We start from the raw sequence: 22,291 nt of genomic DNA on the forward strand, positions 1-22,291 counted from the left end.
ATGATCCCCGACGTCAAACCCAACAGCGTGCTCTATCTCAATGGTGTCTCGGTCTCCTTCGATGGTTTCAAGGCGCTGAATTCGCTCTCTATCGTCATTGAACCGGGTGAACTGAGAGCGATCATCGGCCCGAACGGCGCCGGCAAGACGACGATGATGGATATCATCACCGGCAAGACCCGGCCGGATGAAGGCGAGGTCTTTTTCAATGGCAATATCGACCTGACCAAGAGAGACGAGGCCGATATTGCCCAGCTCGGCATCGGCCGGAAATTCCAGAAGCCGACGGTCTTCGAAAGCCATACGGTCTGGGACAATCTCGAACTGGCGCTGAACCGCCGTCGCACGGTATTCTCGACGCTCTTCTATCGGTTGTCCGGCGAGGACAAGGACCGTATCGAGGAAATCCTGGAGACGGTGCGGCTGACGCATCGCCGCGATGAGTTCGCCGCCAACCTGTCGCATGGGCAGAAACAGTGGCTGGAGATCGGCATGCTGCTGGCGCAGGAGCCGAAGCTCCTGCTCGTCGACGAACCGGTAGCGGGCATGACCGATGCCGAGACGGCGGAGACAGCGATCCTGCTCAAGGATATCGCCAAGACACGGTCGGTCGTCGTCGTGGAGCACGATATGGGTTTCATTCGCGATCTCGGCGTGAAGGTAACCTGCCTTGCGGAAGGTTCGGTGCTGGCGGAAGGATCCATCGATTTCGTCAGCAACGATCCGAAAGTGATCGAGAACTATCTGGGGCGCTGAGATGCTGACCGTTGAAAATGCAAATCTTCATTATGGTGCTGCACAGGCGCTGCGCGGCATCTCGATCAAGGCCGAGATGGGCAAGATCACCTGCGTGCTCGGGCGTAACGGTGTCGGCAAGAGTTCGCTCTTGCGCGCCGTCACAGGCCAGCACCCGATATCGGCGGGAACCATCACGTTCAACGATGCGAAGCTCAACGGCCTGCCGCCCTTTGCCCGCGCCAAGCAGGGCATCGGCTATGTGCCGCAGGGGCGTGAAATATTCCCACTGCTGACCGTCAAGGAAAACCTCGAGACCGGCTTTGCTCCGCTTGGCCGCCGCGACCGCAACATCCCCGACGATATCTTCAGTCTCTTCCCGGTGCTGAAGTCGATGTTGTCGCGTCGCGGCGGCGATCTTTCGGGCGGGCAGCAGCAGCAGTTGGCGATCGGCCGGGCGATGGTCACGCGGCCGAAAATCCTTGTGCTCGACGAGCCGACCGAAGGTATCCAGCCTTCTATCATCAAGGATATCGGCCGGGCGATCCGTTACCTGCGTGATTCCACCGGCATGGCGATCCTGCTGGTCGAACAGTATCTCGATTTCTGCCGCGAGCTTGCCGACTATGTGTACATCATGGATCGCGGCGAGATCGTTCACGAAGGTCTTGCCGAGACGCTGGACACGCCGGAAGCGCGCCGCCATCTAACCGTATGATCTTTCTGGCCAACTCGCCGGCATCTGCCGCATTTTGCGGCAGATGCCTTCCGCGCCATCCTTACGGCCCGTGGGGGTACGGGCTCTCGGAAAGCGGCATGGGACTTGCTTTGTTGCAGTCAACAGACACATTCAACGCAAGATGCCAGACAGGATGGCATCTGCACGGGGGTGGCATGACAGGCGCGGCGGCGGGCATCACGAGACCGCAGAGAGCGGAAGGACGCGGGCATCTTGCTGCCAAGGTGCAGGATGGGCGTACGCGAATCCGTGAGCTTTATCAGGAAGGTGCGGCAAAGATCCGTCTGCCGGATACATTTGATGCCTCGATGGAGGCTGTCATCATCAACACGGCCGGCGGGCTGACCGGCGGCGACCGGATGAACTGGAGCGTATCGGCGGGGGCGGGTACGCGCATCGATGTGACGACCCAGGCCTGCGAGAAGATCTACAAGGCATCGGCCGGCACGGCAGAGGTGACGACGCAGATCGAGGTCGGGCCGGGTGCCCGCGTCGACTGGCTGCCGCAGGAGACCATTCTTTTCGATCGCGCCTCGCTGTTTCGCCGTCTGGATGTCGATCTCGACGACAGCGCGGAGTTCCTTGCCGTCGAAGCCATCCTGCTCGGTCGCACAGCCATGGGCGAGACGATGGAGACGGGGCTGTTTCGCGATCGCTGGCGCATCCGCCGCTCGGGCCAACTTGTTCATGCCGAGGAACTGCGCCTTTCCGATGCCGTTGCGCTGCTGGCGGCAGAGCAGGCTGTGCTTGGCGGGCAGGTGGCCTTCGCGACGGTGCTTTATGCCGGGCCGATGTCGGAAGCCTATCTTGCCAAGGTCCGGCCGCTGGTGGACGGGCATATGGGCGGGGCAAGCGCCTGGAGCGACAAGATCGTCGTGCGCCTTGCCGCAGCCGATGGCTTTGCGCTCAGAAAAATCCTCATCCCTGTCATTTCCGCCTTGCGCAATGGAGCGCCTGTGCCGAAAGTCTGGAATCTATGAGTTCAATAAGCGGATAGACAATGAACCTCACCCCGAGAGAAAAAGACAAGCTGTTGATTTCCATGGCCGCCGTGGTAGCGCGCCGACGGCTGGAGCGCGGCGTCAAGCTGAACTATCCGGAAGCCATTGCCCTTATCAGCGATTTCGTCGTCGAGGGCGCGCGTGATGGCCGCCCGGTCGCCGAACTGATGGAGGCCGGCGCCCATGTGATCAGCCGCGACCAAGTGATGGAAGGCATTGCCGAGATGATCCATGACGTGCAGGTCGAGGCGACATTTCCTGACGGAACGAAGCTTGTGACCGTGCACGAACCCATCCGCTGAGGAGTACGCCATGCTGGAGCTTCGACCCAATTGCGAATGCTGCGATAAGGACCTGCCACCCGATAGCGCCGAGGCGATGATCTGCACGTTCGAGTGCACCTTCTGTGCGGATTGTGTCGAGGTGCTGAAGGGCGAGTGCCCGAATTGCGGCGGCAATCTCGTTGTCAGGCCGATCCGGCCTGCGTCGAAGCTCGAGAAATATCCGGCTTCCACCAAGCGTGTCTTGAAGGCCGAGGGCTGCGCGCCCAAGGCGGCTTAAGGAGAGATAGATGATCCCTGGCGAAATCATTGCTGCAGGCGGCGAGATCGAGCTCAATGCCGGCGCGCCGACTGTGACGCTCGAGGTCTCCAATACCGGCGACCGTCCCGTACAGGTCGGCAGCCACTATCATTTTGCAGAGACCAATGCCGGCCTGTCCTTCGATCGCGACAAGGCGCGTGGCATGCGGCTCGATATTCCCTCGGGTACGGCGGTGCGCTTCGAGCCTGGCCAGACCCGTTCGGTGACGCTCATTCCGCTGTCCGGCAAACGCGAAGTCTATGGCTTCCGCCAGCTCGTCATGGGCCGGCTCTAATCAAAAGAAAATGACGGGAGGACATTCATGCGCTTGAAGATAGGGCTCATCGGTGCAGTTGTGATGCTGTTTGCCACCGGTGTTGCCCATGCCGAGGACGTGGACTGCGACAATGCAGAGACACAGGCTGATATGACCAGCTGCGCGCAGGCGCGTTACGATGAGGCCGACAAGGGGCTCAATGCCCAATACAAGAAGACGCGCGCTGCCATGGTGGCGATCGACAAGGACCTCGATGCCGACATGAAGGGCGCCGAGCAGGCGCTGCTCAAGGCGCAGCGCGCCTGGATCACCTATCGCGACGCCCAGTGCGAAAACTACGGCTTCCAGGCCCGCGGCGGCACGATGGAGCCGATGCTGGTAGCAGGTTGCCTTGCCGATCTGACGGACCTCAGAACCAAAGAGCTCAAGGAGCTCTCCGAAGGAACGGGCCAATAAGGTGGGCAGGACAATCATGATCGTCGGCAACGGTGAAGTGGGAGAGGGAGGGGCGGAGATCATCGACGCTGCCGATTTCGTCATCCGCTTCAACGAATGCCGCTCCTATGGCGCCGGAGGCGCACGCACCGATGTGGTGGCCGTGTGCAATACCGGCCGCCCTGCCAAGGCCATGCTCGGATCCGAGAGCTGGCGCATCCATCCCGGTGTTGTCGAAGCCTCGGAAATCTGGAGTGTGCGCGATCCCGCAAAATTCGAGGCGATGCGCGCGCCGCTTGCCGTTTCCCATCCCGGACTCGATGATTTCTGCAACGATTACACCAACCAATTCAGCGACTTCTGCATGCAAGCTGGCAAGCAGCATCGGGTCGTTGACAAAGAGATTCATGACGCCGTCGATCAGGCGCTTTCCGCCTTCTCGCCAGCGCCTTATGTCGTGCCGAGCAGCGGCATGATCGTGATCGGCGAAGTGCTCGACAGATTTCCCGATGACGAAGTGACGCTCGCGGGCTTCGGCCATGTGGGCTGGGAGTGGCATCCCTTTGCCGCCGAGAAGCAGCTCGTCGACTCCTATATTGCAGCCGGCCGCCTCACGCGGCTTGCCGGAAAACCGCTCGTCTCTTCCTCCCAAGGAGCCTGATAGATGCCCTACAAGATCTCCCGCGCGGCTTATGCCCGCATGTTTGGTCCGACCACCGGCGACAAGGTCCGCCTTGCCGATACGGAGCTTTTCATCGAGATCGAAAAGGATTTCACCACCTATGGCGAGGAGGTGAAGTTCGGCGGCGGGAAGGTCATCCGTGACGGCATGGGCCAGAGTCAGGTGACGCGGGCAGGTGGGGCGGTCGATACCGTTATCACCAATGCCGTCATCATCGACCACACCGGCATCTACAAGGCCGATATCGGCCTGAAGGACGGTCGTATCGCTGCGATCGGCAAGGCCGGCAATCCGGATATGCAGCCCGGCGTCAACATCATCGTCGGTCCCGGTACGGAAGCGATTGCCGGAGAAGGCAAGATCGTGACGGCCGGCGGCATGGACAGCCACATCCATTTCATCGCCCCGCAGCAGATCGAGGAAGCGCTGATGAGCGGCGTGACCTGCATGCTCGGCGGCGGCACAGGGCCGGCACATGGCACCTTGGCGACGACCTGCACGCCCGGCCCCTGGCACATTGCGCGCATGATCGAGGCTGCCGATGCCTTCCCGATGAACCTTGCCTTTGCCGGCAAAGGCAATGCGTCGCTGCCGGGCGCGCTGCAGGAAATGGTGCTTGCCGGTGCGACCTCGCTGAAGCTGCACGAGGACTGGGGCACGACACCAGGCGCCATCGACTGCTGCCTGTCGGTTGCCGACGAATATGACGTGCAGGTGATGATCCACACGGATACGCTGAACGAGAGCGGTTTCGTGGAAGATACGATCGGCGCCATCAAGGGCCGCACCATCCATGCCTTCCACACGGAAGGTGCGGGTGGCGGTCACGCACCCGACATCATCAAGATTTGCGGCCAGCCGAACGTCATTCCGTCATCTACCAATCCGACGCGGCCCTATACGGTCAACACCATCGCCGAGCATCTGGACATGTTGATGGTCTGCCATCACCTCTCGTCGTCGATCCCCGAAGATATCGCCTTTGCCGAAAGCCGTATCCGCAAAGAGACGATCGCGGCCGAAGACATCCTGCACGATATTGGCGCCTTCTCGATCATCTCGTCCGACAGCCAGGCCATGGGCCGTGTCGGCGAAGTGCTGATTCGCACCTGGCAGACGGCCGACAAGATGAAGCGCCAGCGCGGCAGCCTGAAGGAAGAAAAGGGCGACAACGACAATTTCCGCGTCCGCCGCTATGTTGCTAAATACACGATCAACCCGGCGATCGCGCATGGCCTGTCGCATGAGATCGGCTCCATCGAAGTCGGCAAGCGTGCCGACCTCGTCCTATGGAACCCGGCCTTCTTCGGCGTGAAACCGGATATGGTGCTGCTCGGCGGCTCCATCGCGGCGGCCCCGATGGGTGATCCGAACGCTTCGATCCCGACGCCGCAGCCGGTGCATTACCGGCCGATGTTTGCCTCCTTCGGCAAGAGCCTGACGAATTCCTCGGTCACCTTCGTTTCGCAGGCCGCGCTCGATGCCGGTATCAAGGGTCGTCTCGGTGTCGCCAAGGATCTCGTTGCCGTCAAGAACACCCGCGGCGGCATTTCCAAGGCGTCGATGATCCACAATGACCTGACACCTGAAATCGAGGTCGATCCGGAAACCTACGAGGTGCGGGCAAATGGCGAGTTGCTGACCTGCGAACCGGCAACGGTGCTGCCGATGGCGCAGCGTTACTTCCTGTTCTGAGGCCGTTTCATCTGTGGGCGGTTTGAAGCTGGCAGCGCGATGGCTGATACGAGCAATCGCGCTGCTTTTATTGTTGGTAGCGGGTGGCACTTTCATTCCGAGGCCGCTGCTCGTGGCGGCCGAAGCTTCTCCCGAAACGGCAACCTCGCAGCGCATTCTGCTGCTTTCAGGTCCGATCCATACGGATATTGCGATCCCGCTCGATGATCGGCTTCGGGCGTCATTTTCCTTTCTTGAAGATGCCGGCATTCCGGTGAGCGATCCTGCCGCCCAATGGCTGATTTTCGGATGGGGCGGCCGTTCCTTCTATCTGGAGACGCCGACCTGGGCTGACCTGAAGCCGATGCCGGTATTTCGCGCGTTGACGATCGACAGATCGGTGATGCATGTCGATATTGCCGGGGACATCTCCGAAACCCATCCGGCCGTGACGGTTCTCAATGTCAATGGCGGGCGCTTCGAGCAATTGCTCGGATTTGTCAACGACAGCTTCATCCGGGAGAATGGAGTGGTGCTGCCGATTGGGGACCGGGCATATGGCACCTATGACAGGTTCTTCGAGGCGAAGGGCTATTTCAACGCGCTGCTCGGCTGCAACACATGGACTGCGGCTGCATTGCGCAAAGGCGGCTTGCGAAGCGGTTTCTGGAACCCGCTGCCGCAACCTTTGGCGCTTTCACTTCTCCTCTTTAATTGAAGTATAATCGGTGTTCCGCAACTTTGGCGCTGCTGATGACGCCGCGTTATTTTCCGTTTTGGCCCTTGTCTTTTTGAGGCGCCGCCCCGCGTTGCGGCCCTTAAAGTGAAATCTGAACATCACTCTCCAGAGGGTTGTGAAAATCAGGAGATAGACTGTGGTTTTTCAGCCATAGACCATTCTGAAGCAGGCCTTGATTGCGCTCTATAAAGTCACATTAAAATCAATAGCTTATGTTTGTTTCTCATAATGATAATTCCTGTCTCGAAAAGTTGCACCTCCTGCTAGAAAAAACAGATTGACTGAATCCCCTGAAATCACTCGAATTTTAGCGATTGGATTAAGACCCCCGCAGCAATTGCGACCCTATCAATGCCCAGGAAACGCTGAGCAGGAAGGTCGATTCTCATGGAAAATTGGATATCGCTTCAGGCTGAACTAGGCAGTTTCGAGCATCGCAGAACCGTTTATACTTTTGCGCTGAAGATGAGTTTTCTGGCGGTTATCCTGTCCGGCTTCATCATCCTGATAACGCTGCCTCCGCTCGACTTAATGGGAATGCTGCCGATCACCCTCGGGCATGCCATGGTCTTCGCCATCCTCCTTTCCTGGCTGATCGGTGGAATGGTGTCGGGCGTGCTGTCGCTCGTTGCAGGCTTCGCCATTCATGACCTGACCGTTTCGCGTGCCAAGTTCGAAAAGCTCAGCCGCACCGATACGCTGTCCGGGCTGTTGAACCGACGCGCTTTCACCGATGCTCTGGAGAAAGTGGAGGGGGATGCCTGTCTCGCCATTTTCGACGTCGATCGTTTCAAGGCGATCAACGATCGTTTCGGCCATGGCTGCGGAGATGCTGTCATCACTGCCGTCTCAGCCATGCTTTCCGCGGCTTTCGATGGCGCGTCGGTCGTAGCGCGGCTCGGTGGTGAGGAGTTCGGTGTCGTCGTTCATGGCGGGACGCCGGCGGAACGGGTGGCGCGCATCGAAGGGGTGAGGGAACAGGTTGCCGCGCGGCCGATTCCGGCGGACGGGCATGAGGTTACCATCACGATATCGGGCGGCATTGCCGATTTCCACGAGGGACGCGACAAGGAGGCGGTCTATGCCTCTGCCGACAAGGCGCTCTATCTCGCCAAGGCGCTCGGCCGCAATCGCGTCGTTCACGAGCGGGAAGGGCTGAATCATGCCTGGCATGGCCTCGTCGAAAACGGGCTTGGTGTGCAGGGTATTGGACCCAATGAGGTGAGCCTGTTGCAGGCATCCGGAATTTAGGGTCTTTTCCGACGGAGCATTTACGAAACGTGCATTGGTGCTTGCATCGCGAAGGGCTATTTTGCATGGTCTACGTCCCAGTTTAACGGATATGTCATGCAGCGCGTCACCTCTTATCTTCCCGCCGGCACCCCTTCCTCTCACCCGACCGCTCAGGTCAAGCTGCCGCATGATCTGCGGCACCTGCGCCGCAAGCTCCTGCATCTGGAGAACGGTGAGATGGTGATGCTCGATCTCAAGGAGCCGGTGCTTTTCGCCAATGGCGACATGCTGGTGCGCGAGGATGGCGAGCTGATCGAAATCCTTGCTGCCGATGAAAAGCTGTTCGAAGTGCGCGGCCGCGACCGCGCGCATCTGATCGAACTCGCCTGGCATCTCGGCAACCGCCATCTTTCTGCGCAGATCGAAGAGGATCGCATCCTGATCCTGCGCGACCATGTCATCCGCACCATGCTGCAGGGACTGGGCGCGATGGTGCTCGACATCAACGAGCCCTTCCAGCCGGCACGCGGCGCCTATCATTCCCATGGCGGGCATTCGCACGGGCATGACCATCATGACCACGAACACCATTCTCACGGACACAGCCACGAGCATGGGCACGATCATCACGACCATGACCACGAGCATGGACACGACCACGGCCATCATCACAAGCACGACTGAAACCTGATGGATGAGGATCGCGAGCTGCAGGCTCTGCTTCGTCTGACGGCATGGCTTTCTCCGTCTTTTCCTGTTGGTTCATTCGCCTATTCGGGCGGTCTTGAGCGGGCCGTAGCCGACGGGCTCGTCAAAGATGCCGGCATGCTGCGGCGTTGGCTGGAGACGCTGACCGGCAATGGCTCCGTATGGAACGATGCGGTGCTCTTTGCCGAAGGTCATCGCAGCCATAGTGACGCGGCCCACCTTGCCGAGCTTGCCGAACTTGCCGCAGCCCTTGCCGGCTCGCGCGAACGACATCAGGAAACGATCTTGCTCGGGGAGGCTTTTCTCGCGGCTGCGCAAGCCTGGCCGGACGATGTGTTCGGTCGGTTGCCGAAAAGGGCAGCCTATCCAGTCGCCGTCGGCGCGGTAACGGGCGCGCATGGTATTCAACTGGACAAGGCGCTTGCCGCCTTTCTGCATGCCTATCTCTCCCAGGCCGTTTCCGCCGGTATCCGGCTCGGTGTTGCGGGGCAGAAGGACGGCGTTGCCATCCTCGCCGGACTGGAGGAGCATGTAATAAACATTGCCGCGCGTGCAGCCCGCTCCAGCCTCGACGATTTGGGTTCGGCGACGGTTCAGGCCGATATTGCGGGGCTTCGTCATGAGACGCAGCAGACACGGCTGTTCCGCTCGTGAGGTGAAATTACCCGCGCAGCTGCGTCATTTGACGGTGGCGGGAAAGCAGCGCTTCGCTATCATCTGACTTCGATTGGAGTAAGACACATGAAATCAAGAAACGGACCCCTGCGGGTTGGTATCGGCGGGCCGGTCGGCTCGGGCAAGACGGCGCTGACCGAAAAGCTCTGCAAAGCGATGCGTGACGACTATTCTGTCGCTGTCGTGACCAACGACATTTACACGACCGAGGACGCAGAGGCGCTGGTGCGCATGCAGGCGCTGCCGTCCGAACGCATTGTCGGTGTGGAGACCGGCGGCTGCCCGCATACTGCCATACGCGAGGATGCGACGATCAACCTTCAGGCGATCGCCAATCTCAACGAGCGCATCCCGGATCTTGATGTCGTCTTCATCGAATCCGGCGGCGACAATCTGGCTGCGACCTTCTCGCCCGATCTCGCCGATATCACCATCTATGTGATTTCCGTCTGTCAGGGCGAAGAAATTCCGCGCAAGGGCGGGCCGGGCATCACCCGATCGGACCTTCTCGTCATCAACAAGAAGGATCTGGCGCCCTATGTCGGCGCTGACCTCGATGTGATGGACCGGGATGCGACGCGCATGCGGGCGACCCGCCCCTTTGTCTTTTCCGACATGAAGCGCGGCGACGGCATCAGTTCGATCGTCGACTTCCTGCGGGTGCAGGGCGGTCTCTAGATCCTTTTCAGCGTATTGACGTCGCTGATGGCGATGAAGCGGCCGCGCACGGTTACGCCCGCCGATTTGAGCGTCGAGAAGGCACGAGATAATGCCTCCGGCGCCAGGCCGAGCTTGCGGGCGAGCAGGTTCTTCGGGAAGGGCAGCCGCAGCGATGCCATTGCCGGTCCTTCCTCCACGCAATGCGAGAGAAGGTAGTGCGCCACGCGCTGTGGTGCCGTCTGCATCCGGTCGTTGGCGAGGCATTCCATCGTCGACAGCAGATGCAGCGACAGGCTGCGCATGATCGTGGTGCCGATCTGTGGGTGTTCCGCCAAGAGGGCGCGTACCTTGCCGATGTGGAAGCGGGCAAGCACCGTGTTGTCCATCGACTGGGCACCATAACGATAGACGCCGCCTGCCTGAATCAGACATTCGGCGAAGCTGTCGCCCGGCTCGCAGATGCGGATGTCTGCCTCGCGACCTTCGCCGTTCAGACGAAAGAGCCGGACGTAGCCTTCCAGCACGCTGTAGAAATAAACGCCAGGTTCGCCTTCCTGGAAGAGAATGTCGTGCGAGACGGAAGAGATCACGGTGGAGCAGGCGCGCAGCGCCTCGGTCTCCGCGCTGTCCAGTTCTGCAAATATTCCGGCTCTGGAAAGCAGCGCCCGCTCGCGGCTGCTCGGCATCAGCATCCTGTTCATGTTTCGGCCTCCGGCAGCGGTCGATGCCGCCAATATCCCCTTGATGATGCCAGAATAGGGGAAGCGGAGCGCGGGGGGATTGATTTTGGTCAAACGCTGCAGGTGAGCCTCTCATCGAAGCCAGCGATCGATCGGGATGGTAAAGGACCAGGGGTTCGGACCTTTACGGTTTCTGGTGAACCGGCGGATGAAGGGCAGGAGCACAAACAGACGCTTACCGCGTTCGGCCTCCTCGACAGGCTGCCTGTTACGCGGGTTACCCCAGCGGTCTTCATAGAGATCCTTGAATAGCGAACTGATCGGGATCATCGCTCCATTCTCCATATTTTGAATCGATTCAAAATACGGTCGCATATATTGAACCGATTCAATCCTCTTCCTCATTCTTAATGCTGTCAAGTTTATTTTGAACCGATACAATCTTTTGCTAGAGTGCGCCGAATTCGTACCTGCAAGGAGTAGCTTTGGCCAAAGGACATGTGAGGTTGGCTGATGTCGCCAAGGCGGCAGGCGTATCGCAGGGTACGGCATCGAATGTCTTTAGCCGTCCGGACGTGGTGCGGGAGGAAGTGCGGGAACGGGTGCTCAATGTTGCCCGCGAGCTCGGTTACGGTGGGCCTGATATCAAGGGCAGGCTGCTCAGGGCAGGGCGGGTGAACGCGATCGGCGTCGCCGCTGTCGAGCCGCTCGCCTATTTCTTCGACGATCCCTGGGCACGCTCCCTGATGACCGCGATCGGCGAAGTCTGTGATGCCAGCGGCACCGGTATTGCCGTCGTATCGGCAATGAACGAGGAGCGGCTTGCCTGGAACATCAACAGTGCGCTTGTCGACGGCTTCATCCTGCTGTGCGTGGAAGGTGGGGAGAGGCTGGTGGAACTCACCCGCCAGCGTCAGCTGCCGTTCATCGCGCTTGCGCTCGGCATCGAGGACGAGACCATTCCGGCAATCGGGATCGACAATGTCTCGGGCGGGGCTGTGGCTGCGCGGCATCTGCTGGAACTCGGGCACCGTGACATCGCGATCCTGTCGATTGGCGATGTCGATGGCCTTGTCGGCCTGGTGGCGCCGGAGCGTGTGGACCCCGAAATGGAGGCTACGCCACGCGACCGCATGCACGGTTACTGGCAGGCGATGGCAGAATACGGCATCCCGCGTGAAGCCGTCCCGATCCAGGGAACGCTGCATGACAGGCCGAGCACGCTGACAGCAATGGAAGCCCTGTTCTCCTCCGACAATCCGCCGACGGCCATTCTGGCGATGTCGGACAAGGTTGCGCTGTTTGCCATGCAGTGGCTGGCCGAACAGGGGCTGAAGGTGCCGGAGGATGTTTCCATCATCGGCTTCGATGGCGTGCCCGAGGCGGCGACCTCGCTGCCGCGCCTGACCACGGTCGCCCAGCCTTTTGCCGAAATCGCCCGGCGCGCAGTGACGGCGATTCTCGAAAATGCGCTGCCGGAGGACCATGAGGCGCTCGATCTCGAACTTGTCGTGAGAGACAGCACGGCCATGCCAAGGCTGCGGTAAGCCCGGAAAATAAAAAGGCCGGGTCGATGCCCGGCCTCTTCTCTTGTGATGTCTTGATTACTCGGCCGCGAATGGCGGCAGCCGCAGCACGTTGGTGTCGTTGCCGGTCTTGCGCTTGCTTTCCGGCTTCTCGATCGCAGTCAGCCGTTCTTCCAGCGAGTCGATGTCGCTGCGGTTCTCGCGCGCGGCACGGGTGAGATCTTCGCTCGACATCGGCAGCTCTTCCTCGTCCTTCCTACCGACCAGACGGCCGAAGATCCAGCCGAGCAGTCGGGAAAGATCGTCCATGATCAGGAAGAAGGAGGGTACGACGACGAGCGAGAGCACCGTCGAGACGATAATGCCGCCGATCACCGCGATCGCCATCGGCGCGCGGAACGAGCCGCCTTCGCCGACGCCGAGCGCGGAAGGTAGCATGCCGGCCGACATGGCGATCGAGGTCATGATGATCGGGCGGGCGCGCTTGCGGCCGGCTTCGACCATGGCCTCGACACGAGCCATGCCCTGGTGGCGCATCTCGATGGCGAAATCCACGAGCAGGATGGCGTTCTTGGTGACGATGCCCATCAGCATCAGGATGCCGATCATGACCGGCATCGACAGCGGATTGCTGGTGACGATCAGGCCCGCCGCCACGCCGCCGATGGCGAGCGGCAGCGAGAACAGGATGGTGAAGGGCTGGATCACGTCCTTGAAGAGCAGGATCAGCACCGTCAGCACCAGGAGAAGGCCCATCAGCATGGCGTTGACGAAGCTCTGCTGCATCTCCGTCTGGACCTTCGTATCGCCGCTTTCGGCAAGATGCACCGTGGCCGGGATCTTGGCCTCGTTGACGATCTGGCGGAAGCGGGCCGAAGCCGTGTCGAGGGCGACACCCTGAGGCAGGTCGGAACCGATCGAGACGACGCGGTAGCGGTTGTTGCGCTTGATCGAGCTTACGCCTTCCGAATAGTCGATATCGGCGACGGTCGCGAGCGGAACGGTGCCGCCGCTGGCGGTCTGGATCTTCAGCGCCCGGATGGCCGAGAGATCGCGGCGCATGTCGAGCGAAGCCTGGACCCGGATCGGGATCTGGCGGTCGTCGAGCGAGATCTTGGCAAGGGCCGCATCGACATCGCCGATGGTGGCGACGCGGATCGTTTCGGAGATCTGCTGCGGCGTGATGCCGAGGCGGGCAGCCTCGTCCTTGCGCGGACGAACCTGCAGTTCCGGACGGGGCAGGGCACCGTCGGCGCTGACATTGGCAAGCAGCGGATCGGCGCGGAGCTCGGATTCCAGAATGCCGACCGCATCGTTCAGATCCTGCTCGTTTTTGGAGAGGAAGTTGAAGGAAAGGTCGCGTTCGCCGCGGTCATTGAGCTTCAGGATACGAACGTCGGGAATGTCGCGCAGTTTGGCGAAGACTTCCTTCTCGATATCCCATTGCGGGCGTTCACGGCCATGGACTTCCACCTTTGGCAGCATCGGGCCGATGATCGGGATATGGCCAAGCACATCGTTGACTACCTTCTTGACCAGCGATTGGTCGAGCTTGTCGAGTGCGAGCGTGATGGTCGCGCGGCGCAATTCGAGATCGCCCTTCGGTGAAGCGCCGCCGAGGACGAATACGCTTTCGACGCCGTTGATGTCCTTGACCCTGTCATAGATCGCATTGGTCGTCTTCTCGGTGTCGTCGAGCCGCGCGTTCGGCGGCAGTTCCACCGAGAGAACGATGCGTGAGGCGTCTTCCGGAGGCAGGAAGCTGCCGGGAACCTGCATCAGCAGGAAAACGGAGCCGACGAGGAAGCCGATCGCCGCAAGCAGCGTCGCATAACGCGTGTACCAGCGCCCGGTCGTGCCGCGCACGAGGCGCGTATAGCCCTTCATCAGCAGACTATCATTGTCATGATGGTCTTCCATGCCGTCTTCGGCGCGCATGAGATAGGCGGCCATCATCGGGGTGATGAGGCGCGCGACCATCAGCGAGAAGAAGACGGAGAAGGCGACGGTCAGGCCGAACTGAATGAAGTATTGGCCCGGAATGCCCGGCATGAAGGAAACGGGCACGAAGACGGCGATGATCGTGAAGGTCGTGGCAATGACGGCAAGACCGATTTCGTCCGCCGCCTCGATCGCCGCTCGATAGGGCGTTTTGCCCATCTTGATGTGGCGAGCGATGTTTTCGATTTCCACGATCGCGTCGTCGACGAGAATACCCGTCGCGAGCGTCAAGGCGAGGAAGCTGACGAGGTTCAGCGAGAAGCCCATCATGTCCATGACCCAGAAGGTCGGGATCGCGGAGAGCGGAAGGGCGATGGCGGAAATCAGGGTTGCCCGCCAGTTCCGGAGGAACAGCAGGACGACGATGACGGCGAGCAGCGCGCCTTCGAGCAGCGTATGAATGGCGGCTTCGTAGTTGCCGTAAGTGAAATAGACCGAATCGTCGATCATCTCGATCTTCACATTCGGGTTTTCGCTCCTGACCTTGTCGAGGCTCTGCGCAACGGTTTCGGCGACGCTGACTTCGCTGGCCCCCTTCGAGCGGAAGACGCCGAAGGTGACGACCGGCGTATCGTTGAAGCGCGAGAAGGATTTCGGCTCCTCGTAGGTGTCCTTGATGACGCCGAGATCGGACAGCTTGACGAAACGGCCGCTCGGGAGCGCAATCGTCGTGTCGGCGAGCTCGGCGACGTTGCGGGCGTCGCCGAGAACGCGGATCGCCTGCTCGCTGCCCGCCACCTGGCCGCGGCCGGAGCCGAGATCGACGTTGGTGCCGCGCAGCTGCTGGTTCACGCTTGCGGCGGTAATGCCGTGAGCGTTGAGCTTGTCGGGGGTGAGCTCGATGCGAACTTCACGCTCGGCGCCGCCGTAACGGTCGACGCGGCCGATGCCGGCCTGACCCTGCAGCGCACGCTTGATCGTATCGTCGACGAACCAGGAGAGTTCTTCCAGTGACATATCCGGTGAGGAAACGGCGAAAGTCTGGATCGCCTGGCCTTCAACGTCGACCTTGGTGACGATCGGTGTCTCGGCGGTTGCCGGCAGATCGCTGCGGATGCGGTCGATCGCGTCCTTGACGTCCTGAACGGCCTGTTCCGTCGGCACTTCCATCCGGAACATGACGTTGGTCTGCGAACTGCCGTCGGTCACTGTCGACTGGATTTCGTCGATGCCGGTGATCGAGGCGATCGCGTCTTCGATCTCCTTCGTCACCTGCATTTCGAGTTCGGCCGGCGAAGCGCCGCTCTGCGTCACGCTGATCGAAACGAGCGGCACGTCGATGTTCGGGAAGCGCGTGATCGGCAGCTTGTTGAAGGACTGCATGCCGATGAATATCAGCAGGCAGAAGGCCAGGAGCGGCGCGACCGGATTTCGAATGGACCAGGCTGAAAAATTCATCGGATGGTCTCTTTAGTTGGAAGCCGAAGGCTGTTCGCGCACCGGCGTGATGTGGTCGCCGTCGCGGACATAGGCGCCCGCCTTGGCCACGACTTCGTCGCCGGTCTTCAATCCACTTGTGATTTCGACATAGGCTCCGTCCTGGATGCCGGTCTCGATCTTGGCGAATTTCACCACGCCATTCTCGACCCTGCGGGCGGAGGAGCCTTCGCTGCCGGTGAGCACCGCCGTCAGCGGAAGGGATACGCCCTCAGTCTCGCGGACGATGATCTCGGCGCTGCCATACATGCCGGAACGCGCCTTGCTGTCATCGTCGATGGAGATATGGACGAGACCGAGGCGGGTGACCGGATCGACGGTCGGCGACACCAGGCGCACTGCGCCGGAAAGCTTCTCGCGGCTGCCGGAAAGCGAAATCGTCGCCTTCTGGCCGGTCGTGATCCTGACAATGTCGCTTTCGGCGACTTCGGCGACAAGCTCGATATCGCCGTCACGGATAAGCGTAAACAGCGGATCGCCGTTGCCGGCGGCAATGGCGCCCACCTTGGCGTTCTTTGCCGAGATCGTGCCGGCGACCGGCGTCTTCACGTCGGTTCGGGCGAGCTTCAGATCCGCATCGGCAATCTGGCTGTCGAAAACCTTGAGGTCGGCTTCGGCGACTTCGATCGCCTGCTCGGCAGAAGCGACGCGCGCGTTGGCGGCGGCGGCGGTCGCATCGGCCTGCTCGACCTGGGCAGTCGAAACCGTGCCCTTCTTACCCATTTCCTGGGCGCGGGCCTGCTGCTGCCTTGCCTGTTCGGCATTGGCCTGTGCTTCGATGAGCTGGGCGCGCAGCTGGGCGAGGCTTGCCTCGCCCTTGGCTTTCGTCGCCATCATCTGGCTCTTGGTCAGCACCAGAGCGTCATCGTTCAGCGTCGCCAGCGTGCTTTCGGCCTGAACCTTGTCGCCGACATCGGCCTTCAGGGTGCGAATGGAGAGGCCTTCAACCTGCGGCTGGATATAGACTTCCTCGACAGGCTTGACGGTTCCGGTGCCGATGACACGGTCGACGAGGGTGCGGTTCACCGCCGTGGTGACGACGATTGCCGGCAAGTTCTGGGAAGCCTGGGTCTGCGCATGCGTGACCTTGGGTTCCTCGGCAAATACAGCCGAGGCCGCAAAAGCGGCGATCGGAAAAATGGAGGCGCGTAGTAATGCGTGCGGCTTGAGTGCCATGCGTCGTCGTCCAATCTCTTGACGGGATCGGCCGAACTCGCGCGTTCTCAAACAGGGTCGCGGTCGGGCGAATGCCGTCTTCCAAATCTCAGAGGTATTTACCCGCATCCCATTCGCCGGAACTTATGGTCCCAATCCGGCAAATCCGGCTAGTAGGTGGTATCGATTTGCTCCACGTGCAAGCCTGGCAGAAAATAATTCCCCATGAGATACTATTAATTACCATTGCGATGCCCATCAATCACCTAAGGGTTATGTGAACATGACGATGATTGATCGGCTCTCATATGCTTTGACGTTTGACGCCTGATAAATGCGACGGTTGCAAGGCGATTTTTTTCATTGATTGTAAAAAATAGAAACGCGCGGGAGAATTTCCCGCGCGCGTTGCATTTCGGCATCGATATCCTGTTACTTGGCGACGGCGTCCGTGATGTCGTGGGTCCAGGCGCCCGACGGCTCCTTGTTGATGATCTTCTGGTCGAGCAGGGCCTTGGCCGTGCGATCATAAAGCGTGGTGTCGAGCTTGCCGGTGCCGTCTCCGATCAGCTTGGCGACTTCGCCCATCATCCGCTTCTGATGGTTCTCGTCCTGGCCGCCGGCGTCGACGACGATCCCGGCTGCATCGTCAGGATTCTCCATCGCGTATTTCCAGCCCTTCATGGAAGCGCGGACGAACTTGACCATCTTTTCCTTGAAGGCCGGATCCTTCAGCTTGTCTTCCATTGCATAGAGGCCGTCTTCCAGGAGGTCGTTGCCCATGGCGGTATAATTGAAGACGACAAGGTCTTCGGGCTTCAGGCCGGCATCGATCGCCTGCCAGTATTCGTTGTAGGTCATGACGGAGATGCAATCGGCCTGCTTCTGCAGCAGCGGCTGCACATCGAAGCTCTGCTTCAGCACGGTCACGCCGTCAGGGCCGCCGTCGGTCTTGAGGCCGAGCTTGTTCATCCAGGCGAAGAACGGATATTCGTTGCCGAAGAACCAGACGCCGAGCGTGTGGCCCTTGAAGTCGGCTTCGGTCTTGACCGGGCCATCCTTGCGGCAGATCATTTCCATGCCGGATTTCTGGTAGGGCTGGGCGATATTGACGAGCGGAACGCCCTTTTCGCGGGCGACCAGCGCGCCGCCCATCCAGTCGACGATCACATCGGCGCCGCCGCCGGCAATCACCTGCTCAGGCGCAATATCCGGGCCGCCCGGCTTGATATCGACATCGAGGCCTTCTTCTTCGTAATAGCCCTTGTCCTTGGCGACGTAATAACCGGCGAACTGCGACTGGGTGACCCATTTCAGCTGCAGCGTCACCTTGTCGGCGGCCATCGCGTGGGCGGCGGCAAGCGACATCGCGCTCGCCATCATTGCAACCATCAACTTTTTCATTTTCTTTTCCCTCTGAAGTTATGCCCAGGCCCTATGCGGGGCCGGGGCGCGTCTAACCACCACGGATAGACGGATGCCAGAACGTCACCGCCCTCTCGGCAAGGGCGACGACACCATAGAAGATCGAGCCTGCAAGCGCCGCGACGGCGATCTCGGCCCAGACCATGTCGACATTCATGCGACCCATCTCGGTGGAGATGCGGAAGCCCATGCCGACGATCGGCGTTCCGAAGAATTCCGCAACGATGGCACCAATCAGCGCCAGCGTCGAGTTGATCTTCAGTGCATTGAAAATGAAGGGCATTGCGGCGGGAAGCCGGAGCTTTACGAGCGTCTGCCAGTAATTCGATGCGTAGGTGCGCATCAGATCGCGTTCCATGTTGCCGGAGGCGGCAAGTCCCGCGACGGTGTTCACCAGCATCGGGAAGAAGGTCATGATGATGACGACGGCGGCCTTCGATTGCCAGTCGAAACCGAACCACATGACCATGATCGGCGCCACGCCGATGATCGGCAGGGCGGACACCATATTGCCGATCGGCAGCAGGCCGCGGCGCAGGAAGGTGAAGCGGTCGGCGAGGATGGCGACCACGAAGCCGCTAAGGCAGCCGACGGCGTATCCGATCAGAACCGCTTTGAAGATCGTCTGCCTGATATCTTCGCCAAGGATTGGCAAGGAACCCGATATGCGTGCCCAGATCGCGCTCGGCGGGGGCAGGATGACGAAGGGAATGCCGGCGCCGCGCGTGATCGCTTCCCAGATGATGAGAATCCAGGCGCCGAAAATCGCCGGTATCAGGAGACGCAGCAGCCATTTGCCAACATGGGTTGGCGGCTGGAGTTCCGAAAGTTCCGTGACGCAGCGCGAGGCGAGCAGCCAGCCGGCGGCAAGCAGCAGGAAGAAGGAAGCGCCCGCGAAGCGTTCGTTGCCAGAGAGCGTGCCGAGCAGCAACCACGCGGCGCTATGAGTGCCGATGAAGAGGGCGGTTGCTGCGATCGCTGTGGATAAAGGCGCGAAGCAGACCAGCGCTGCGGCGATGACGAGCAGAGTGATCAGTGCGGTTGTGGCGGATGATGGAGGCGCAGGGGCTCCTGCCGCATAGAGAGGCAGCATAAACATGGCTGCTACCGCGAAGAGGAGGGCGATCGAGCCCTGCCAGGAAAGCGTGATCTGCTTCATGCCGGTCTCCCGCCCATTGCGCGATCGACGATCTTGGCAACGAGGCCGACGACGGTGACGAGGATTGCCGCGAGGACCGAGCCGGCAACGAGTGCCGCCCATATATCGATGGTCTGGCTATAATAGGAGCCGGCAAGCAGCTTCGAGCCGATGCCAGCAACGGCACCTGTCGGCAGTTCGCCGACGATGGTGCCGACGAGGCTTGCAGCGATCGCCACCTTCATCGAGGTGAAGAGGAATGGGATGGAGGCCGGCACGCGCAACTTCCAGAAGGTTTGTGCAGCCGTGGCATTATAGGTGCGCATCAGGTCGAGATGCATGACTTCGGGCGAGCGCAGCCCCTTCACCATGCCGACGGCGACTGGAAAGAAGGAGAGATAGGTCGATATCAGCGCCTTCGGGATCAGGCCGGTGATATTGATCGAGCCGAGAACGACGATAATCATGGGCGCGACCGCCAGGATCGGCACGGTCTGTGAGGCGATGATCCACGGCATCAGGCTGCGGTCGAGCGCCTTGATGTGGATGATGTTGACGGCAATCACGATGCCGAGCAGCGTGCCGAACGCGAAACCGAGCGCGGTGGAGGAGAGCGTGACACCTGCGTGATAGACGAGGCTGCGATTGCTGGAGAGTTTTCTGAGGAAGGTGTTTTCGAAGACGTTCTGCGCCACCTGATGCGGCGCCGGGAGGACGGGCTTCGGTTGGGAAAGCGTCTTGCCGATGAATTCGATCGTCGTCGAGGTGATGTTGTTGCGCGTATCCATGTCACGCTGGAAGGGCGTGTTGAGGATGATGGCGGCGACATACCAGATGGCGATCAGGACCAACAGGATGGTGAGGACCGGGACGATCTTGTCCTTGAGGCTGTCGGGTTTCATGCGGCCTCCCTCAAGAATGGTGCGGCATGTTTCTGTATTTCGATGAAGACGTAGTCTGGGCCATCGAGCACTTGGGCATTGTCAAAACGGAGTACGGTGAAGCCTTGATTTTTTAAGAAGGCATCGCGAGCGAGATCATGGCGGCGACCGCCTTCGGTTTCATGGCTGTCGCCATCGACTTCTACTATCAGGCGAGCAGAGAGCCAGGCAAAATCGGCAATATAGCGGCCGATTGGTGTTTCGCGGCGGAAGCGAGCGCCATAGGGGCGAAGATCTCGAAGCATGTCCCACATGGCGGATTCTGCTTTTGTCAGTTCGCGGCGAAGTCGGCGGGCTCTTTCACGGGTTTTGGGTGTGATATTGGAATGTGGCATTCAGACCTCCATTCCTGATGTGGCGAGGAAGACCCCTCCCCAACCCCTCCCCACAAGGGGGAGGGGCTCGGGCGGTTGCCCCCCGCTCAGCGTATATATCTCGATGTCGCTGCCAGCTGTGAACTCGAAGTCGAAAGAAGAGGGTGCGGCAGCTCTGCCCCTCCCCCTTGTGGGGAGGGGTTGGGGAGGGGTCTTTGCCAAGTACTGTTCGCCCAACTTACTGCTCATAGCTATGCCCCGCTCTCAGCCCTTCGCGGACACGATGGGCGATTTCCAGGAATTCCGGGGTCTCGCGAATGTCGAGGGGGCGCTCCTGCGGCAATGTCGAGTCGATCACGTCTGTCACGCGGCCGGGGCGTGGCGACATGACGACGATCTTGGTGGAGAGGTAGACGGCTTCCGGAATGGAATGGGTAACGAAGCAGATCGTCTTGTTCGTGCGTGCCCACAGTTTCAGAAGCGCCGCATTCAGATGATCGCGGACGATTTCGTCGAGGGCGCCGAAGGGTTCGTCCATCAGCAGCAGGTCGGCGTCGAAGGCGAGCGCGCGGGCGATCGAGGCGCGCTGCTGCATGCCGCCCGAGAGCTGCCAGGGAAATTTCTTCTCGAAGCCGGAGAGTTCGACGAGGTCGAGCGCCCCAGCAATGCGCTTCTTCTGTTCGGGTTTTGAATAACCCATGATCTCCAGTGGCAGGGCGATGTTTTTCTCGATCGTGCGCCAGGGATAAAGCGCCGGCGCCTGGAAGACGTAGCCATAGGCACGGGCCTTGCGGGCCTCGTCCGGTGTCATGCCGTTGATGGCAATGTCGCCGGAGGTCTTGCGCTCGAGATCGGCGATGACGCGCAGGAAAGTGGTCTTGCCGCAGCCGGAAGGGCCGATGAAGGAGACGAACTCGCCCCTGCGGATATCGAGATTGACATCAGCAAGCGCGTGCACCGCGCCGTCATTCGTCTGGTAGGTTAGACAGAGATCCTTGGCGGATACGACGGAGGGTGCTTGCATCAATTGACCAGTCTTGTTTTCGCCGCGCCAGCGCGGTTTTCCATGATATCATTGCCGCCGGCCTTTCCGGCGGCACAGTCCTTGGAGGATGAGGATGGACGTAGAATCAAAGCCCACCTGCCATATTATTCGCCCCAACCATACCTATGACGGCAAGCAGGGGCTTAGCTATTTCCAGGGTGTCGCGGCCGAGACGGTGGGGGCGAAGGGCATCTGCATGCATCTTCTGACGATCCCGCCCGGTGTGCGCGCCAAGGCGCATCTGCATGAGGCGCATGAAACGGCGATCTATATGCTCTCCGGCGAGGCGCATACCTGGTACGGCGACAAGCTGGAAAACCACGTCGTGGTGCATGCAGGCGAACTCTTCTATATTCCGGCCGGTGTGCCGCACCTTCCGGCGAACCTCAGCAGCACGCCCTGCACGGCGATCATTGCTCGCACCGACCCGAACGAGCAGGAAAGCGTGATCCTGCTGCCGGAGCTGGATGCCTTGGTGCCGGCGTGAGG

General features: G+C 60.5%; 25 protein-coding genes. 16 read left to right on the plus strand and 9 right to left on the minus strand.

Annotation, left to right across the window (positions count from 1 at the left end; translation table 11 throughout):
- The 14 genes from urtD (at nt 1) to ureG (ending at nt 10,158) form a co-directional block, all read left to right on the plus strand.
- A complete protein-coding gene (urtD, locus tag FHT87_RS14930; protein WP_183732246.1) occupies nt 1-756 on the plus strand; it encodes an urea ABC transporter ATP-binding protein UrtD in 756 nt (251 codons plus the stop codon).
- Between the two features lies 1 nt (nt 757).
- Entirely contained in the window at nt 758-1,453 is a 696-nt protein-coding gene (gene urtE / locus FHT87_RS14935; protein ID WP_007816041.1) for an urea ABC transporter ATP-binding subunit UrtE, read from the plus strand.
- Between the two features lie 176 nt (nt 1,454-1,629).
- Nucleotides 1,630-2,454: an urease accessory protein UreD gene (locus FHT87_RS14940; protein ID WP_183732243.1), complete on the plus strand. Its 825-nt coding sequence runs from the start codon at nt 1,630-1,632 to the stop codon at nt 2,452-2,454.
- Nucleotides 2,455-2,474: 20 nt separating this feature from the next.
- Entirely contained in the window at nt 2,475-2,777 is a 303-nt protein-coding gene (locus FHT87_RS14945) for an urease subunit gamma (RefSeq protein WP_183732241.1), read from the plus strand.
- Between the two features lie 10 nt (nt 2,778-2,787).
- Nucleotides 2,788-3,036, plus strand: coding sequence for a DUF1272 domain-containing protein (locus FHT87_RS14950; RefSeq protein WP_183732238.1), 249 nt, complete (start codon nt 2,788-2,790; stop codon nt 3,034-3,036).
- Nucleotides 3,037-3,046: 10 nt separating this feature from the next.
- Nucleotides 3,047-3,352 (plus strand): urease subunit beta, encoded by a 306-nt coding sequence (locus tag FHT87_RS14955; RefSeq protein ID WP_183802944.1) that lies wholly within the window; start codon nt 3,047-3,049, stop codon nt 3,350-3,352.
- A 27-nt stretch (nt 3,353-3,379) separates the two neighbouring features.
- Nucleotides 3,380-3,790, plus strand: a complete 411-nt coding sequence (locus FHT87_RS14960) for a lysozyme inhibitor LprI family protein (RefSeq protein WP_183802947.1) — start codon at nt 3,380-3,382, stop codon at nt 3,788-3,790.
- Between the two features lie 16 nt (nt 3,791-3,806).
- A complete protein-coding gene (locus FHT87_RS14965; protein ID WP_183803983.1) occupies nt 3,807-4,430 on the plus strand; it encodes a Urease operon accessory protein in 624 nt (207 codons plus the stop codon).
- Nucleotides 4,431-4,433: 3 nt separating this feature from the next.
- Nucleotides 4,434-6,146: an urease subunit alpha gene (gene ureC / locus FHT87_RS14970; RefSeq protein WP_183802950.1), complete on the plus strand. Its 1,713-nt coding sequence runs from the start codon at nt 4,434-4,436 to the stop codon at nt 6,144-6,146.
- A 22-nt stretch (nt 6,147-6,168) separates the two neighbouring features.
- Entirely contained in the window at nt 6,169-6,843 is a 675-nt protein-coding gene (locus tag FHT87_RS14975) for a TIGR02117 family protein (RefSeq protein WP_183732787.1), read from the plus strand.
- Between the two features lie 408 nt (nt 6,844-7,251).
- Complete coding sequence (locus FHT87_RS14980; protein WP_183802953.1) at nt 7,252-8,115, plus strand: GGDEF domain-containing protein; 864 nt, start codon at nt 7,252-7,254, stop codon at nt 8,113-8,115.
- A 96-nt stretch (nt 8,116-8,211) separates the two neighbouring features.
- Nucleotides 8,212-8,781 (plus strand): urease accessory protein UreE, encoded by a 570-nt coding sequence (ureE, locus tag FHT87_RS14985; protein ID WP_183732214.1) that lies wholly within the window; start codon nt 8,212-8,214, stop codon nt 8,779-8,781.
- 6 nt (nt 8,782-8,787) lie between these two features.
- Nucleotides 8,788-9,459 (plus strand): urease accessory protein UreF, encoded by a 672-nt coding sequence (locus tag FHT87_RS14990; RefSeq protein WP_183732211.1) that lies wholly within the window; start codon nt 8,788-8,790, stop codon nt 9,457-9,459.
- An 87-nt stretch (nt 9,460-9,546) separates the two neighbouring features.
- The gene (ureG, locus tag FHT87_RS14995; RefSeq protein WP_183732208.1) at nt 9,547-10,158 is read left to right on the plus strand and encodes an urease accessory protein UreG; all 612 of its coding nucleotides are present in this window, start codon (nt 9,547-9,549) and stop codon (nt 10,156-10,158) included.
- Here the strand turns inward: ureG and FHT87_RS15000 are convergent.
- Nucleotides 10,155-10,841: a Crp/Fnr family transcriptional regulator gene (locus FHT87_RS15000; RefSeq protein ID WP_183732205.1), complete on the minus strand. Its 687-nt coding sequence runs from the start codon at nt 10,839-10,841 to the stop codon at nt 10,155-10,157. The genes ureG and FHT87_RS15000 overlap by 4 nt on opposite strands.
- 111 nt (nt 10,842-10,952) lie before the next feature.
- Nucleotides 10,953-11,150, minus strand: coding sequence for a hypothetical protein (locus FHT87_RS15005; RefSeq protein ID WP_183802956.1), 198 nt, complete (start codon nt 11,148-11,150; stop codon nt 10,953-10,955).
- A 155-nt stretch (nt 11,151-11,305) separates the two neighbouring features.
- Between FHT87_RS15005 and FHT87_RS15010 the strand changes: the two genes are divergently transcribed.
- Nucleotides 11,306-12,367 carry a LacI family DNA-binding transcriptional regulator gene (locus FHT87_RS15010; protein ID WP_183732199.1) on the plus strand — a complete coding sequence of 354 codons (1,062 nt, stop codon included), beginning with the start codon at nt 11,306-11,308 and terminating at the stop codon, nt 12,365-12,367.
- A 57-nt stretch (nt 12,368-12,424) separates the two neighbouring features.
- On the opposite strand, the gene FHT87_RS15015 is transcribed toward FHT87_RS15010, so the two are convergent.
- The 7 genes from FHT87_RS15015 to FHT87_RS15045 all read right to left on the minus strand — a co-directional run bounded on the left by FHT87_RS15015 (nt 12,425) and on the right by FHT87_RS15045 (nt 21,781).
- Nucleotides 12,425-15,745 carry an efflux RND transporter permease subunit gene (locus FHT87_RS15015; protein WP_183802959.1) on the minus strand — a complete coding sequence of 1,107 codons (3,321 nt, stop codon included), beginning with the start codon at nt 15,743-15,745 and terminating at the stop codon, nt 12,425-12,427.
- Between the two features lie 12 nt (nt 15,746-15,757).
- Nucleotides 15,758-16,960, minus strand: a complete 1,203-nt coding sequence (locus FHT87_RS15020; protein WP_183802962.1) for an efflux RND transporter periplasmic adaptor subunit — start codon at nt 16,958-16,960, stop codon at nt 15,758-15,760.
- Between the two features lie 411 nt (nt 16,961-17,371).
- Nucleotides 17,372-18,343 (minus strand): ABC transporter substrate-binding protein, encoded by a 972-nt coding sequence (locus FHT87_RS15025; RefSeq protein WP_183802965.1) that lies wholly within the window; start codon nt 18,341-18,343, stop codon nt 17,372-17,374.
- A gap of 52 nt (nt 18,344-18,395) precedes the next feature.
- Nucleotides 18,396-19,523 (minus strand): ABC transporter permease, encoded by a 1,128-nt coding sequence (locus FHT87_RS15030; protein ID WP_183802968.1) that lies wholly within the window; start codon nt 19,521-19,523, stop codon nt 18,396-18,398.
- Nucleotides 19,520-20,404 (minus strand): ABC transporter permease, encoded by an 885-nt coding sequence (locus FHT87_RS15035; protein WP_183802970.1) that lies wholly within the window; start codon nt 20,402-20,404, stop codon nt 19,520-19,522. The genes FHT87_RS15030 and FHT87_RS15035 overlap by 4 nt, the downstream gene beginning before the upstream one ends.
- The gene (locus FHT87_RS15040) at nt 20,401-20,778 is read right to left on the minus strand and encodes an endonuclease domain-containing protein (protein ID WP_183732181.1); all 378 of its coding nucleotides are present in this window, start codon (nt 20,776-20,778) and stop codon (nt 20,401-20,403) included. The genes FHT87_RS15035 and FHT87_RS15040 overlap by 4 nt, the downstream gene beginning before the upstream one ends.
- 217 nt (nt 20,779-20,995) lie before the next feature.
- The gene (locus tag FHT87_RS15045) at nt 20,996-21,781 is read right to left on the minus strand and encodes an ABC transporter ATP-binding protein (RefSeq protein ID WP_183732178.1); all 786 of its coding nucleotides are present in this window, start codon (nt 21,779-21,781) and stop codon (nt 20,996-20,998) included.
- A gap of 94 nt (nt 21,782-21,875) precedes the next feature.
- Here FHT87_RS15045 and FHT87_RS15050 point away from each other — a divergent pair, with 94 nt between their 5' ends.
- A complete protein-coding gene (locus FHT87_RS15050; protein ID WP_183732175.1) occupies nt 21,876-22,289 on the plus strand; it encodes a cupin domain-containing protein in 414 nt (137 codons plus the stop codon).
- Nucleotides 22,290-22,291 lie beyond the last annotated feature (2 nt).

Origin of the sequence: Rhizobium sp. BK316, assembly GCF_014193695.1 — a bacterium.
GTDB lineage: Bacteria > Pseudomonadota > Alphaproteobacteria > Rhizobiales > Rhizobiaceae > Rhizobium.

Bases quoted from the DNA above. Each gene is read 5' to 3' on its own strand.
- FHT87_RS15005 (WP_183802956.1), bottom strand. From the start codon at position 11,150: ATGATCCCGATCAGTTCGCTATTCAAGGATCTCTATGAAGACCGCTGG.
- FHT87_RS14980 (WP_183802953.1), top strand. From the start codon at position 7,252: ATGGAAAATTGGATATCGCTTCAGGCTGAACTAGGCAGTTTCGAGCAT.
- FHT87_RS15030 (WP_183802968.1), bottom strand. From the start codon at position 19,523: ATGAAGCAGATCACGCTTTCCTGGCAGGGCTCGATCGCCCTCCTCTTC.
- FHT87_RS14960 (WP_183802947.1), top strand. From the start codon at position 3,380: ATGCGCTTGAAGATAGGGCTCATCGGTGCAGTTGTGATGCTGTTTGCC.
- FHT87_RS15015 (WP_183802959.1), bottom strand. From the start codon at position 15,745: ATGAATTTTTCAGCCTGGTCCATTCGAAATCCGGTCGCGCCGCTCCTG.
- FHT87_RS15045 (WP_183732178.1), bottom strand. From the start codon at position 21,781: ATGCAAGCACCCTCCGTCGTATCCGCCAAGGATCTCTGTCTAACCTAC.
- FHT87_RS15035 (WP_183802970.1), bottom strand. From the start codon at position 20,404: ATGAAACCCGACAGCCTCAAGGACAAGATCGTCCCGGTCCTCACCATC.
- FHT87_RS14965 (WP_183803983.1), top strand. From the start codon at position 3,807: ATGATCGTCGGCAACGGTGAAGTGGGAGAGGGAGGGGCGGAGATCATC.
- FHT87_RS14955 (WP_183802944.1), top strand. From the start codon at position 3,047: ATGATCCCTGGCGAAATCATTGCTGCAGGCGGCGAGATCGAGCTCAAT.
- FHT87_RS15025 (WP_183802965.1), bottom strand. From the start codon at position 18,343: ATGAAAAAGTTGATGGTTGCAATGATGGCGAGCGCGATGTCGCTTGCC.
- FHT87_RS14940 (WP_183732243.1), top strand. From the start codon at position 1,630: ATGACAGGCGCGGCGGCGGGCATCACGAGACCGCAGAGAGCGGAAGGA.
- urtD (WP_183732246.1), top strand. From the start codon at position 1: ATGATCCCCGACGTCAAACCCAACAGCGTGCTCTATCTCAATGGTGTC.
- FHT87_RS14950 (WP_183732238.1), top strand. From the start codon at position 2,788: ATGCTGGAGCTTCGACCCAATTGCGAATGCTGCGATAAGGACCTGCCA.
- ureE (WP_183732214.1), top strand. From the start codon at position 8,212: ATGCAGCGCGTCACCTCTTATCTTCCCGCCGGCACCCCTTCCTCTCAC.
- urtE (WP_007816041.1), top strand. From the start codon at position 758: ATGCTGACCGTTGAAAATGCAAATCTTCATTATGGTGCTGCACAGGCG.
- ureC (WP_183802950.1), top strand. From the start codon at position 4,434: ATGCCCTACAAGATCTCCCGCGCGGCTTATGCCCGCATGTTTGGTCCG.
- FHT87_RS15040 (WP_183732181.1), bottom strand. From the start codon at position 20,778: ATGCCACATTCCAATATCACACCCAAAACCCGTGAAAGAGCCCGCCGA.
- FHT87_RS15000 (WP_183732205.1), bottom strand. From the start codon at position 10,841: ATGAACAGGATGCTGATGCCGAGCAGCCGCGAGCGGGCGCTGCTTTCC.
- FHT87_RS14990 (WP_183732211.1), top strand. From the start codon at position 8,788: ATGGATGAGGATCGCGAGCTGCAGGCTCTGCTTCGTCTGACGGCATGG.
- FHT87_RS15020 (WP_183802962.1), bottom strand. From the start codon at position 16,960: ATGGCACTCAAGCCGCACGCATTACTACGCGCCTCCATTTTTCCGATC.
- FHT87_RS14945 (WP_183732241.1), top strand. From the start codon at position 2,475: ATGAACCTCACCCCGAGAGAAAAAGACAAGCTGTTGATTTCCATGGCC.
- FHT87_RS15050 (WP_183732175.1), top strand. From the start codon at position 21,876: ATGGACGTAGAATCAAAGCCCACCTGCCATATTATTCGCCCCAACCAT.
- ureG (WP_183732208.1), top strand. From the start codon at position 9,547: ATGAAATCAAGAAACGGACCCCTGCGGGTTGGTATCGGCGGGCCGGTC.